The sequence below is a fragment of the Streptomyces sp. GbtcB6 genome (genome assembly GCF_019091475.1).
GTDB classification, from domain to species: Bacteria; Actinomycetota; Actinomycetes; order Streptomycetales; family Streptomycetaceae; genus Streptomyces; species Streptomyces hyaluromycini.
Genome location: NZ_JAGXJL010000002.1, coordinates 99,896 through 112,978, shown reverse-complemented (window position 1 = coordinate 112,978; position 13,083 = coordinate 99,896). Strand labels below are relative to the sequence as shown.

At 72.4% G+C, this 13,083-nt stretch carries 12 protein-coding genes; 3 read left to right on the top strand and 9 right to left on the bottom strand.

The window, feature by feature from the left end; translation table 11 throughout:
* Positions 1 to 2 precede the first annotated feature (2 nt).
* Positions 3 to 1,652, top strand: coding sequence for a carboxylesterase family protein (locus KVT45_RS03470; RefSeq protein WP_308310633.1), 1,650 nt, complete (start codon positions 3 to 5; stop codon positions 1,650 to 1,652).
* A gap of 21 nt (positions 1,653 to 1,673) precedes the next feature.
* Here the strand turns inward: KVT45_RS03470 and KVT45_RS03465 are convergent, their stop codons facing one another.
* Positions 1,674 to 2,834: a PP2C family protein-serine/threonine phosphatase gene (locus KVT45_RS03465; RefSeq protein WP_217544968.1), complete on the bottom strand. Its 1,161-nt coding sequence runs from the start codon at positions 2,832 to 2,834 to the stop codon at positions 1,674 to 1,676.
* A gap of 54 nt (positions 2,835 to 2,888) precedes the next feature.
* Entirely contained in the window at positions 2,889 to 3,878 is a 990-nt protein-coding gene (locus KVT45_RS03460; RefSeq protein WP_217544967.1) for an aldo/keto reductase, read from the bottom strand.
* A 147-nt stretch (positions 3,879 to 4,025) separates the two neighbouring features.
* On the opposite strand from KVT45_RS03460, the gene KVT45_RS03455 reads away from it, so the two are divergent.
* Both KVT45_RS03455 and KVT45_RS03450 read left to right on the top strand, forming a co-directional pair.
* Complete coding sequence (locus KVT45_RS03455) at positions 4,026 to 4,961, top strand: LysR family transcriptional regulator (protein WP_217544966.1); 936 nt, start codon at positions 4,026 to 4,028, stop codon at positions 4,959 to 4,961.
* A gap of 105 nt (positions 4,962 to 5,066) precedes the next feature.
* Positions 5,067 to 6,230 (top strand): NAD-dependent formate dehydrogenase, encoded by a 1,164-nt coding sequence (locus KVT45_RS03450; RefSeq protein WP_217544965.1) that lies wholly within the window; start codon positions 5,067 to 5,069, stop codon positions 6,228 to 6,230.
* A gap of 151 nt (positions 6,231 to 6,381) precedes the next feature.
* Here KVT45_RS03450 and KVT45_RS03445 read toward each other — a convergent pair whose 3' ends face one another.
* From KVT45_RS03445 to bla, 7 genes are all read right to left on the bottom strand, one after another.
* Positions 6,382 to 7,608 carry a cytochrome P450 gene (locus KVT45_RS03445; RefSeq protein ID WP_217544964.1) on the bottom strand — a complete coding sequence of 409 codons (1,227 nt, stop codon included), beginning with the start codon at positions 7,606 to 7,608 and terminating at the stop codon, positions 6,382 to 6,384.
* A 70-nt stretch (positions 7,609 to 7,678) separates the two neighbouring features.
* Positions 7,679 to 8,887 carry a cytochrome P450 gene (locus tag KVT45_RS03440; RefSeq protein ID WP_217544963.1) on the bottom strand — a complete coding sequence of 403 codons (1,209 nt, stop codon included), beginning with the start codon at positions 8,885 to 8,887 and terminating at the stop codon, positions 7,679 to 7,681.
* Complete coding sequence (locus KVT45_RS03435; RefSeq protein ID WP_217545296.1) at positions 8,884 to 9,477, bottom strand: ATP/GTP-binding protein; 594 nt, start codon at positions 9,475 to 9,477, stop codon at positions 8,884 to 8,886. Before KVT45_RS03435 ends, KVT45_RS03440 begins: the two co-directional genes overlap by 4 nt.
* Positions 9,478 to 9,490: 13 nt before the next feature.
* Entirely contained in the window at positions 9,491 to 9,838 is a 348-nt protein-coding gene (locus KVT45_RS03430) for a DUF742 domain-containing protein (protein WP_217544962.1), read from the bottom strand.
* Positions 9,835 to 10,242, bottom strand: a complete 408-nt coding sequence (locus KVT45_RS03425; protein ID WP_089103557.1) for a roadblock/LC7 domain-containing protein — start codon at positions 10,240 to 10,242, stop codon at positions 9,835 to 9,837. The genes KVT45_RS03430 and KVT45_RS03425 overlap by 4 nt, the downstream gene beginning before the upstream one ends.
* The gene (locus tag KVT45_RS03420) at positions 10,239 to 11,825 is read right to left on the bottom strand and encodes an ATP-binding protein (protein WP_217544961.1); all 1,587 of its coding nucleotides are present in this window, start codon (positions 11,823 to 11,825) and stop codon (positions 10,239 to 10,241) included. The genes KVT45_RS03425 and KVT45_RS03420 overlap by 4 nt, the downstream gene beginning before the upstream one ends.
* Before the next feature lie 180 nt (positions 11,826 to 12,005).
* Positions 12,006 to 12,881: a class A beta-lactamase gene (gene bla, locus KVT45_RS03415; protein WP_217544960.1), complete on the bottom strand. Its 876-nt coding sequence runs from the start codon at positions 12,879 to 12,881 to the stop codon at positions 12,006 to 12,008.
* Between the last annotated feature and the right edge of the window lie 202 nt (positions 12,882 to 13,083).

Below are 13,083 nucleotides of genomic sequence, written 5' to 3'. Positions count from 1 at the left end.
CCGTGAGCGACACAGACATGCCCTCCGCCCGGCTGAACCGGCGCGGCTTCCTCGGCGCCGCCGCCGCGGCCGGACTGCTCGGCACGCTGGCCACGCCGGCCGAGGCGAAGACCGCGGCCGCCACAGTGATATCCACGGAGTCCGGCCAAGTCACCGGAGTCCAGGGCAGCCTGCGCGGCGTCACCGTCTACAAGGGCATCCCGTACGCCGCCACCACCGCCGGCGCCAACCGCTGGCGCCCGCCGCAGCCGGCCCCCTCCTGGGACGGGGTCCGGGCCGCCGACTCCTGGGGCCCCGCCTGCCCGCAGCCGGTCACGGGCATTCCCGCCGACCAGGTGCCCGAACTGGGTGAGGACTGTCTGAACCTCAACATCTGGACGTCGGCGACCGGTTCGGGGGGCAGCCGCCCCGTCCTCGTCTGGCTGTACGGCGGCGCGCAGGCCCTGTGGTCCGGCCAGGAGATCTACAACGGCTCCCTGCTCGCGTCCAAGGGCGTGGTCGTCGTGACCCTGGACCACCGGGTCGGCCCGCTCGGCGGTCTCGCCCACCCCGAGCTGACCGCGGAGTCCGGGTACGGCAGCTCAGGCAACTGGGGGATCCTGGACGTCGTCGCGGCGCTGGAGTGGGTCCAGCGGAACATCGGCGCGTTCGGCGGCGACCCGGACCGGGTCACCCTGGCGGGCTGGGCCCAGGGCGCGTCCATCGTGAACATCCTGCTCGCGTCCCGGCGCGCCAAGGGCCTCTACCACCGCGCGCTGCTCTCCTCGGGTGTCCAGTACACGAAGGACCCGGCGCTCGCCCAGGGGACCGGCCGCTACCGGAGCCTCGCCGACGCCGAGGCCAACGGCACCGACTTCGCCGCCCGGTCGGGCGCCGCCGATCTCGCGGACCTGCGCGCGCTGGACGCCGACGACATCGTCACCCGGGCCGCCGCCGACACCACCGCCGACTTCGGCCACGTCCTCGACGGATACGTCCTGCCCGACAGCTACACCGCCGTACTGAAGGCCTGCGCCGAGACCGACGTGCCCGTCCTCACCGGTGTCTGCAAGGACGCGAACGGCGCCTCGCCCGACCTGAAGCTGACGCTCGACGCGTTCGAGGCCTACGCACAAGCGGAGTTCGGCCCGCTGGGGCTCGCGGACACCTTCCTGGACCTGTACCCGGCGGACAGCGACACGGCGGCCGCCCGGCAGTACAGCGCCTACGCCCGGGACGAGGAACGCGTCTCCGCCTTCCTGTGGGCGACACAGTTCAAGGACACGGCCGCCAACTCCAGTGCCGTGCACACCTACTTCTGGACCCGCGTCCCGCCCGGGTACGACGACACCAACCCGGTCATCGGCACCGCCGCGACCGGCGCCTTCCAGGGCTCCGACGTCTACTACCTGCTCGGCTACCTCTACAACACCGACCGCCCCTGGACCTCCAAGGACTACGACATCGCCGACACCACCGCCTCCTACGTCGCCCGCTTCGCCGCCACCGGCGACCCGAACGGCAGCTCCCTGACCAACTGGCCCGCCCTCGCCACCGACACCCCGCAGACCATGGAACTCGGCGCGGGCTTCGGCACGCTCGCGGTGGCCGACAGCGACGCCAAGCTCGCCTTCCTGAAGACGTACCTGGAGTCGCAGACCACGGAGTTCTGAGGCCCGCGTTCCGCCCCCCGGCTACGCCCGGGCGGAGTGGTGGCCGAGGATGCCGTGGTGCTGACGGTGGTGCACGGTCGGGGTGCGGTGCAGGGCGATCAGGGCCGCGTCGTCGCCGAGGCGGCCGCCCGCATGCGCAAGCAGATCGCGCCGGATGTGGTGCATCAGCGCCTCCGGAGCGGCGTCGGTCCACTGCGCGACCCGCTCGGCGAGCGGGTAGAAGCGGCGCTGCGCGTCCCGGGCCTCGACGACACCGTCGGTGTAGAGCAGCAGGGTGTCACCGGGCTCGAAGGAGAACACGTCCAGGGTGTGCTCGGCGCCGCCCGCCCCGGGCACGCCGAGCGGCGGCGACGGGTGCAGGCTCGGCACGGTGACCGCGTGCCCCGGGCTCAGCAGCAGCGGCGGCGGATGGCCGGAGCTGGTCATCCGGGTGACCGGGTCCTCGTCGGGGATCTCGACCAGCAGCGCGGTGGCGAACCGCTCGCCCGCCTCCTCGGGGGGCTCCAGGTCCGCCGCGTACCGCTGCACGCTCTGCTCCAGGGCGGCGGCGAGGTCCGGCAGCGTGACGTGCCGGTGGGCGGACTCCCGGAAGGCGCCGAGCAGCAGGGCCGCCTCGCCGATCGCGGACAGCCCCTTGCCCCGCACGTCGCCGATCAGGACCCGGACCTCGCCGTCGCAGCGGGTGGCCGCGTACAGGTCACCGCCGATCTGTGCCTCGTCCTCGGCGGCCAGGTACAGCGAGGCGATCCGCAGCGGGCCGATGTGCTCGGGCAGCGGCCACATCAGGACGTGCTGCGCGGCCTCGGCGACCGTGCGCACCTGGGCCAGCTGGGCACGGCGCCGCTCGCGGACCGCGCTGTAGACAACCGTGATCACCGAGAGCAGCGCCAGGGTGACGATCTGCACGACGTGGTTGGCGGTGGTCAGCCCGCCGTGGAAGACCGCGATCATCACCTGGGCGGCCACCGCCAGCGCCCCGACCAGCGCGGTCGGCCGGGGGCCGGCGAACGACGGGGTGAGCGCGGGGGCGATGACCAGGGCGGGGCCCAGATGGATGTCCTCGGGCGCCCGGAGGTCCGCCACCGTGATCACCACGATGAGGGCGATCGGGAGCAGCAGCAGCGCGTGTGACGACTGCCACGACCGCCGCAGCCCCGCCGCACAGCTCTGCAGCTTGCCCATGCCACCAGCGTGCGCCACCGCCGGGGGACCGGCCACCGCGCGCCGGACGGTGTTCTAGAGGTCCACGGAGCGCATCCCGGCCTCGTCGTAGCGCTCGCCCGCCGCCCGGGGCACCTCGGCCTCGATACGGGCCAGGTCCTCCTTGGTCAGCTCGACGCCGACGGCGCCCGCGTTCTGCTCCAGGTAGGTACGGCGCTTGGTGCCCGGGATCGGGACGATGCCGTCGCCCTGCGCCAGCACCCAGGCGAGGGCCAGCTGCGCCGGGGTCACGTCCTTCTCGGCGGCGATCTCCTGCACCTTCGCGGCCAGCCGCAGGTTCGCCTCCAGGTTGTCGCCGGTGAAGCGCGGCCCGGTGCGGCGCCAGTCGCCCGCGTCCAGGTCGTCCGGGGAGGAGAACCGGCCGGCGAGGAAGCCGCGGCCCAGCGGCGAGTACGGGACGAACCCGATGCCCAGCTCCCGGCAGGTCGGCAGCACCCCGTCCTCGGGGTCGCGCGACCACAGCGAGTACTCGCTCTGCACGGCCGTGACCGGGTGGACCGCGTGGGCCCGCCGGATCGTCTCGGGACCGGCCTCGCTCAGCCCGATGTGCCGCACCTTGCCCTCGGCGACCAGCTCGGCCAGTGCGCCGACGGTCTCCTCGATCGGCACGTTCGGGTCGACGCGGTGCTGGTAGTACAGGTCGATGTAGTCGGTTCCCAGGCGCTGGAGCGAGCCGTGGACCGAGCTGCGGACGTGCTCGGCCGAGCCGTCCTGCGGGCCGATGCTGCTCATGTCGCCGGGTACGGCGTGGTCCATGCGGTAGTTGAACTTGGTGGCGATCACGTACTCGTCCCGGTGCCCCCGGATCGCCTCGCCGACGAGTGACTCGTTGGTGAGCGGTCCGTAGAGCTGCGCGGTGTCGAGGAAGGTGACGCCGAGTTCCAGCGCGCGGTGGATGGTCCGCACGCCCTCGTCCTGGTCGGCGGTGCCGTAGAAGGCGGACATGCCCATGCAGCCGAGGCCGATGGCGGAAACCGACAGATCTCCCAGATTGCGCTGTTGCATGTGACTCCCAGCCTTTCCCGCTGACTCGTTCTCCTCATGGACGCTACGACTTCAAGAGCACTCGAAGTCAAACGGGCGCCGCCGATCCGGTAGACGTGGACCCGGAGCCCGTGTCCGTGCCCGTCGCCGAGCGTCCGTGGAGGCCGCATGCTGCTGCGTCAGCTCGAATACCTCGTCGCGCTCGCCCGGGAGCGGCACTTCGGCCGGGCGGCCGCCGCCTGCCATGTCTCGCAGCCCTCGCTGTCCGCCGCGATCCGGCGGCTCGAACACGACCTGGCGGTCCCGATCGTGCGCCGGGGCCGCCGCTACGAGGGCCTGACCCCCGAGGGCGAGGTCGTGCTGGCGTGGGCGCACCGCATCCTCGCCGAGGGCGACGCGCTCCGCCAGGAGCTGTCGGCGCTGCGGGACGGCCTCACCGGCACCCTGCGCCTCGGGATCGTGCCCACCGCCGTCCCCGTCGCCTCGCTCCTCACCGGCCCGTTCTGCGACCGGCATCCGCACGCCCGGGTGGCCATGGAGTCCCTGTCGTCCGCCGACATCCGGCGCGGCCTCGCCGAGTTCGAGCTGGACGCCGCCATGACCTACCTGGACGACGACGAACTGCGCCAGGTCCGCCGCTTCCCGCTCTACGAGGAGCGCTACGTCCTGCTCACCCCCGTCGGCGGCCCCCTCGGCGACGCGGCCACGGCCACCTGGTCGCAGGCCGCCGCCCTCCCGCTGTGCCTGCTCGGGCCTCGGATGCGCAACCGGCGGATCATCGACGAGTGCTTCGCCGCCGACGGCGCCGCGCCCGTCCCGGCCGTCGAGTCCGACAGTGTGGCCGGCCTCTACGCCCATCTCCCCGGCGGCCGCTGGTCCAGCGTGATCTCGCACGCCTGGCTGCACATGTTCGGCGTACCGGAGGGCATGCGCGTGGTCCCGCTGGAGGGCCCCGCCCACGGTCCCCGGGTCGGACTCGTCGTCGCCCGCAGCGAACCCCAGTCCGTGCTGGCCCAGGCCCTGGTGAAGGTCGCCCGGGAGGCCGGCCTCAGGGACGCCCTCGACAGCCGGCTGCACGCCGTCCTGGACGGCCGGGGCCGATGATAGAAGCGGGCTATCACGGCATAGCAACGTTCGCTTTGACCTGCGCAGTTGTCCCCGAGGATCGTGAAAGGCGCCCATCCGCAACGGAGTTGAGGAGCCGCCACCATGGCCAAGGTGCTCTGCGTCCTGTACGACGACCCGACCGACGGATACCCGAAGAGCTACGCCCGCGACGACATCCCCGTCATCGACCACTACCCCGGCGGTCAGACCACCCCGACCCCCGAGGCCATCGACTTCACCCCCGGCCACCTGCTGGGCAGCGTCTCGGGCGAACTCGGCCTGCGCTCCTTCCTGGAGAAGGCCGGCCACACCCTCGTCGTCACCTCCGACAAGGACGGCGCGGGCTCGGTCTTCGACCGTGAGCTGGCCGACGCGGACGTCGTCATCTCGCAGCCGTTCTGGCCGGCGTACCTCACCCCCGAGCGCATCGCCGCCGCGCCGAACCTCAAGCTGGCGGTCACCGCCGGCATCGGCTCCGACCACGTCGACCTGGACGCCGCGATCGCGCACGGGGTGACGGTCGCCGAGGTGACGTACTGCAACAGCATCAGCGTCGCCGAGCACGTGGTGATGATGATCCTGGGGCTGGTCCGCAACTACCTGCCCTCGCACCAGGTGGTGCTCGACGGCGGCTGGAACATCGCCGACTGCGTGAGCCGGTCGTACGACCTGGAGGGCATGCACGTCGGGACCGTCGCCGCCGGCCGGATCGGGCTCGCGGTACTGCGCCGCCTCGCCCCCTTCGACGTCAAACTGCACTACACCGACCGGACCCGGCTGCCCGAGTCCGCCGAGCGCGAGCTGAACCTGACCTTCCACGAGAGCGCGGCCGCCATGGCCCCGCACTGCGACGTCGTCACCGTCAACGCGCCCCTGCACCCGGAGACCGAGGGCCTGTTCGGCGACGAGCTGCTGGGCACGATGAAGCGCGGTGCCTACCTCATCAACACCGCCCGGGCCCTGATCGTCGACCGGGACGCCGTCGACCGGGCGCTGCGCAGCGGGCAGCTGGCCGGCTACGCGGGCGACGTCTGGTACCCGCAGCCCGCGCCCGCCGACCACCCCTGGCGCACCATGCCGCACCAGGGGATGACCCCGCACATCTCCGGCTCCAGCCTCTCCGCGCAGGCCCGCTACGCGGCCGGCACCCGGGAGATCCTGGAGAACTGGCTCGCCGGCCGGCCCATCCGCGACGAGTACCTGATCGTCGACGGCGGCAAACTGGCCGGCACGGGAGCCAAGTCGTACTCCGTGCACACCCGCTGAGCGCTCCACTGGAAGTGCCGCGATGTGCCGTCTGCCGACTGCGGCGCCGTCGTGGCTGCTCGCGCAGTTCCTCCCCCGGCCTTCGGCCGGGGGTACCCCCAGCGCCCCTTCGGGGGCGCTGCCGAACCGCAGCGGACTTCGCCGGACCCGCTCAGGGGTTCAGCCGGACCGGCAGTTCGAACAGGTCGTTCTGGGTGACCACCGGCTTGTTGCGCAGTTCGGACGCCGGTATCGCCAGGTCCAGGCCGGGGAAGCGGTCGTAGAGCGCGGGCAGCGCGACGCCCGCTTCCAGGCGGGAGAGCGCCGCACCCGGGCAGACGTGCGGGCCGTGCCCGAAGGAGATGTGCCGGTTCTTCGACTCCCGGGTGACGTCGAACTCCCCGGCGCTCGGCCCGTGCGCGTTCTCGTCGCGGCCGATCGCGGCGTACGACACGATCAGCGCGTCGCCCGCCGGGAGCACCTTGTCGCCGACCGGCACGTCCTCGGTGGCGAACCGGATCAGGACGTGCGAGGTCGGGGTGGACCAGCGCAGGGTCTCCTCGACCACCGCCGACCAGTCCACCTCGCCGGAGAGCACCTTGGCCCGCTGGTCGGGGTGGGCGGAGAGGTTGACCACGGCGTTGACGATCAGGGAGATCGTCGTCTCGTGGCCGGCCGCCACCATCAGCTGGAGGGTGGAGACGATCTCCTCGTCGGTGAGGTGGTCACCGTCCTCGGAGGCCAGGATCAGCGCGCTGGTGAGGTCGTCGCCGGGCTCGGCCCGCTTGGCGGCGACCGTCGCCGCCATGATCCCCGCCAGCTCGGTGAGGGTCGCGATGACCTCCGCGGGCGGGGTCTGGGTCGAGAAGAACTTCTCGAACAGCACCTGCAGGCGCGGCAGTTCGGCCTCGTCGATGCCCATCAGGTCGGCGATGACGTACATCGGCAGCGGGTAGGCGAAGGCCGCCTTGAGGTCGACGCTCTCCTCGTCCGCCGGGAGCCCGTCGAGCAGGTCCTGGGTGAGCTTCTGGATCCGCTCCCGCATCTGCTCCACCCGGCGCGGGGTGAGCGCCTGTGCGACCAGCGTGCGCATCCTTCTGTGGTCGGCGCCGTCCACGGTCAGCATCGAACGGCCGGGGTTGGCGAGGCCGATCAGCGGCCAGTCCGGCGCGATCTCCCCGCGCTGCCAGGCGCCCCACACATTGATGTCCTTGACCAGGCGCGGGTCGGTGAGCAGCGCCTTGGCCTCGGCGTGGTGCGTGACCGCCCAGACGGGCACCCCGCCGGGCAGTTCCACGGCCGCGAGCGGACCGGCGGCGCGCAGCCGCGCGCTCTCGCCTTCGAGGTCGGTGACGAAGGGGTCGAGGGCGATCCGGGCTTGTTCGGTACCGGTCGTCATCGTGACGTGCCTCCCAGGGCAGGGTCGGAGTACTGCGCCGATCGGTGCTGCGCCTAACTGACGGTGGTGATCACAGGGTGGGTACGGGCGTGAACCGGACGGGGAGTTCCGTCAGCCCCCGCAGCCACGGCGAGGGCCGGCGGGTGAGGGAGGCGGCGGGCACCGCCAGGTCGATGTCCGGGAGCCGGTCGAGGACGACCTCGATGCCGGTCCGCGCGACCACCTCGGCGACCTCCTGGGCGGGGAACGGGCAGCGGTGCTCGCCGTGCCCGAAGGAGAAGTGCGCGTTGTTGCCGCCGGTCAGCGCGGAGGCGTCGGTGCGGACCTGCGGATCGGAGTTGGCGCCCTGCAGGCCCAGGATCAGCAGGTCACCGGCGCGGATCCGGCGGCCGCCCAGCTGGGTGTCGCGGGAGGCCCAGCGGCCGGCGATGTTCTGGCTGGGGGTGTCCTCCCACAGCACCTCGTTCATCGCCTCGGCGACACTGTTGCGGCCGCCGAACAGGGAGGCGGCGAACCGGTCGTCGGTGAGCATCAGGCGCAGCGAGTTGCCGATCCAGTCGGCGGTCGGCTGGTGCCCGGCCGCCATCATGACCATCAGGTCCTGCATGATCTCTTCGTCGGTGAACCCGCTCTTGTCCTGGAGCATCCGCGACACCACGTCGTCGGACGGGTCCGCCTTCCGGTCGGCCAGCAACTGCGCCATGGACGTGGCCAGATGCATCTGCCCGGCGATCGCCCGCTCACGCCCGTCGATCATGTCGTTGAGCGCGGTGACCAGGCCGGGGCCCTCCTCGTCGGAGAAGCCGTACAGCCGGGCCAGCACCCGCACCGGCAGCAGCATCGCGTACTGGCCGATCAGGTCGGCCTCGCCGCTGGTGCACAGCCCGTCGATCAGCTCGTCCGCGAACCGCTCGGCGTGGCCGCGCAGTTCGAACGGGTCGACGGCCTCCAGCGCGTCGCTGATCATCCCGGCCCGCTCGCGGTGCCGCTCGCCGACGGTGTAGAGGATCGACGGCTGCTTGCGGCCGATCATCGGCAGCAGCGGCCAGTCGTCGGGGATCATGTCCCACTGGTTCCACAGGTCCGAGTCCCGGCTGAACAGCACCGGGTCCCCGGTCACCTGGTGCAGCTCGCGGTAGCCGACGACCAGCCAGGCGGGCACGTCACCGTCGAGCACGACGGGGGTGACGGCGCCGTGGTCGCGCCGCATCTCGCGGTACAGACGCGCCGGTTCGGTCTGGAACCGGGGGCCGCCGAGCGGCACGGCTTCGGGGGTCACACGAACTCCTGTCGGGGCAGGTCCGCCGGTGCGGACGGGCCGGCGTACCGGTTCTTGACGTGCTGGACGAGCGTGATCAGCACCTGCTTGCCGGACTCCCGGGAGCGGGCGTCGCAGTCGACCAGCGGGACGTGCGGGTCCAGGTCGAGGGCGTGCCGGACGTCCTGGGGCGTGTGCACGGGGCCGCCGAAGTGGTTGCAGGCCACGATGAACGGCGTACCGTGCTTCTCCAGCCGGTCGATGGCGTACCAGGAGTCGCCGATCCGCCGGGTGTCGACGAGGACGACCGCGCCGAGGGTGCCGGAGAACAGCCGGTCCCACAGGAACCAGAACCGCTCCTGGCCCGGCGCCCCGAACAGGTACAGCACGTTGCGGGCGTCCAGGGTGATCCGGCCGAAGTCGAAGGCCACGGTGGTCGCGGACTTGCCGCGCACCTCGCGGATGTCGTCGACCTCCTCGCCGGCCTGGGTCATCGTCTCCTCGGTGTTGAGGGGACGTATCTCGCTGACCGAGCGGACCAGGGTGGTCTTGCCGACGCCGAAGCCGCCCACGACCACGATCTTGAAACCGTTGTCGGCGGAGGCACCCAACGGGGTGCGCGCTTCAGATGTTGCGGAGTCCAACGAGCACCTGCTCCAGGATGTCGGGGTCGGTGATGGCCGGCCGGTAGGGATGGCGGGCGCTGACCCGGCCGGCCGCCTGCAGGTCGCACAGCAGGACCTTGGTGATGCTCACCGGCAGCTTCAGCTCCGCGGCGATCTCCACCACCGAGGTCGGGAACTCGGCCAGGCGCAGGATCGCCGCGTGCTCCGACTGCATGCCGGCAGCCGGCTCCGACTCCGCGACGACCAGGGTGACCAGGTCGAAGGGGCTGTCGGGGCCGGTGCTGCTGCGGCCGCCGGTGATGGTGTACAGGCGGTCGGGCGCGTCGTCCCTGCCGGGGCGGCTCATGACGTGCGGGGCTGCGCGGTCAGGTGTTCGCCGAGCTGCTCGACCAGTTCGCTCATGTTGTGCCCGACCAGCCCGGGTTCCGCGTCCTCGCTGGTCACCACGGCCAGGTGGGCGCCCTCGCCGGCCTCCACGATGAACAGCACGCCCCCGTAGAACTCGGTCATCGCCGACCGCACGCCGCCGCTGCCGTCGCCGAACTCGACGGACGCCCCGTGCGACAGCGACTGGATGCCGGCGGCGATCGCCGCGAGCTGGTCGGCCTGGTCGACGGAGAGCTCCGGGGTACGGCAGAGCTTCAGCCCGTCGCGGGAGAGCACCAGGGCGTGCCGCGCGCCGGGGGTGCGCTCCAGGAGGCCCTCGATGAGCCAGGTGAGCTTGTCGTCGGCGGTGGTCCTGCCGGTCATGAAGTGGTGTCGCCTTCCGGGTACGCGTGCGGGTGGGAGGTGGGCTCGGGTTCGGACTCCGGGTGGGGCGCGGGGACCGGGTCGTGTACGGGGGTGGGGGCGTACGGGGCTGCTTCGTCGGGCGAGCCGGAGATCTCGGCGAAGGTGTCCGCGGAGTCGGGCGCGGAGTCGCGCGCGGCCGGGCGGACGGCCTGCCGGAAGCTGTCGAAGCGGGCGGCACGGACCTGGGCGTCCGCGGCGCGGGTCGCGGGGCGCGGCTCCGCGGGCTGCGGCGCCGACCGGCGCTCGGCCTCGGCGAGGGTCCGGCCGCGGCGCCGCCTGGGCAGCCCGGTGGGCCCTTCCTCGTCCTCGTCCGGCTCGGCCGACTCGTGCACGGGTGCGGGGTCGAGCGGGGCCACCGGCGGTGCGGCCGGCTCCGTCTCCTTCGCCGACGCGGGTTCGTCGGCGACCGGGCGGGTCAGCAGGTCCTGCGGGACCAGCATCAGCACCCCGGTGCCACCGCGCGCCGACGGCCGGAACGACACCTTCAGGCCGTGCTTGCGGGCCAGCCGTCCCACCACCGCGAGCCCGAGCCGGGTGCCGCTGAGACCGCCCAGCTCGGTGCTGTCGCCGGTGACCGCCCGCTCGGCGCGGCGCAGCTGCACATCGCCCATCACCAGCCCGCTGTCCTCCACGGACACGATGACCCCGGCCGGCACCTCCTCCACGTACACATGGACCTCGGCCGTGGGGGGCGAGAAGTTGGCCGCGTTGTCGAGGAGTTCGGCCAGCGCGTGCATGACACCCTCGGCGGCGTGTCCGGCGACGGCCGTCCCGCTCACCGAGTGCACCCGCACCCGGCGGTAGCCGCTGATGCGGCCCATCGCACCGCGCAGGATGGACTCCATGCTGATCGGACGCGCCCAGCGGCGGCCGGAACGCGCTCCGGTGAGTACGGCGATGGAGTCGGCGAGCCGGCCCGCCTGGGCGGTGCGGTGGTCGAGGTGCAGCAGGTCGGCGAGGACGTCCTCGTCGCTGTGCCGGTCCTCCATGGCCCGCAGGTCGGCGAGGGTCGCGGTGGCGAGGGCCTGCATCCGCCCGGACGCGTTTCCGGCGGCGGCGATCGCGGCGGCCCGTTCCCGGGAGGCACGCTCGAGTTCGGCGGTGAGCCGGGCGTTCTCCTGCTGGTACCAGTCCAGTTCCCGGCCGCTGTCCTGGTGGATCCGCGCCCGCTCCTGCTCGAAGGAGTCGGCGAACTCGCTGCGCTGCTGGGCCAGTTCACCGATCAGCCGCTGCTGCTCCTGACGCGCCTCCTCGGTGGTCCGGGCCTGCTGCTGGAGCAGCCGTCCGATGTCCTGACTCACCGCCTCCAGCCGGCGCCGGGCGCCGCGCGTGGCCCGTGCCGCGTGCACGGCCCAGGTCACCGCCGTGCACAGCAGCAGCGCGGCGGCGCTCGCGCCGAGGGCGAGGGGTGTGCGTACCGAGGCCGGCGCGGCGGTCACCGCGGCGACGACCGCGAGGGCCGACACCAGGGCGGTCAGCGCGAAGGTCGGAACGAGCGTGCGGAGGGACGGTCGGTCGCCGGGATGCGTGGGCGCGGTCATCGGTCCGGTCAGGTCCTCGGAGCGGGTAGGGATGTGTGTTCGGTAAAGGAGTTGTGACGCTCGGTGCTGAACTGCGCGTCACTATACGAGAGTTCGTGATCGAAACAGAACGGTTCCGGTCTCATTGCAGAAAACCGGCTGCGGGGAAGGCGACTTGCTGTGTCCCGACTGTGAACGATCTTATGCGCCACCGCGATCGAAGGTGTCCGCCACCACCGTGGCGGCCGCTCTGACCAGCGGAGAGTCGGCCTCGGCGGCGGCATCGGCGTGGGTGGAGAGGACGGCGACGACGACGGGCGCCCGGCCCGGGGGCCAGGCGACCGCGACATCGTTGGCGGTGCCATGGCCGCCCGTTCCGGTTTTGTCGCCGACCGTCCAGTCGCGGGGGAGCCCGGCGCGGATCCGTTCCCCGCCGGTGGTGTTGGCGAGAAGCCAGCCGGTGAGCCGCCCGCGGTCGGCGCCGTCCAGGGCGTGACCGACGGTCAGCCGGGCGTAGGTCGTCGCGACGGCCAGCGGAGTGGTGGTGTCGGTGATCCGCCCGGGCTCCGCCGAGTTCAGCTCCGGCTCCCACCGGTCCAGGCGCGTCACCCGGTCCCCGAGCGAACGGCACAGTCGCGTCACCGCCACCGGCCCGCCCAGTTGCTCCAGCAACAGGTTCGCCGCGGCGTTGTCGCTGTACGAGACCGCCGCTGCGCACAACTCCGCGACCGTCATTCCGGCGGCGAGGTTCTCGGGCTTTCCGGTGACCGGAGCACCGCCCGCCCTCTCGACATCGCCCTCGTCGTAGTGCACGACCTCGGTGAGCACGTCCTCGTCGAGGTCGCGCAGGACGGCGGCGACCGCGAGCGTCTTGAACACCGAACACATCGGGAAGCGCTCGCCGGACCGGTACCCGAGCCGGGCCCCCGAGCCGGTGTCCCAGGCGAACACACCCAGCCGGGCGCGGTGTTCGTGCTCCAGGGCGCGCAGTCTCGTGGTCGCCCCCGGGGCCGGCGGGGCGGTCACCGCCGCACCCAGAGCCGTGGCCAGCACCATGCGACGCGAAGGTTTCCGCATTACCGCTCCTTTGCCGGGACGCCGGTGAGGGGGACGCGAACGCGGCCACGCGGGTTCAGCCGTGGACGGGTGATAAATCCGACGCCGATATCCGACCGGTCGTAGCTCCCGCATCGTCGCAAATGATCCAAACGTCTATACGATGACGCGTGGAACGGCCTGGGCGCGGAGAACCTTTTGGGGGCGCAGGCCGAAGACGGGG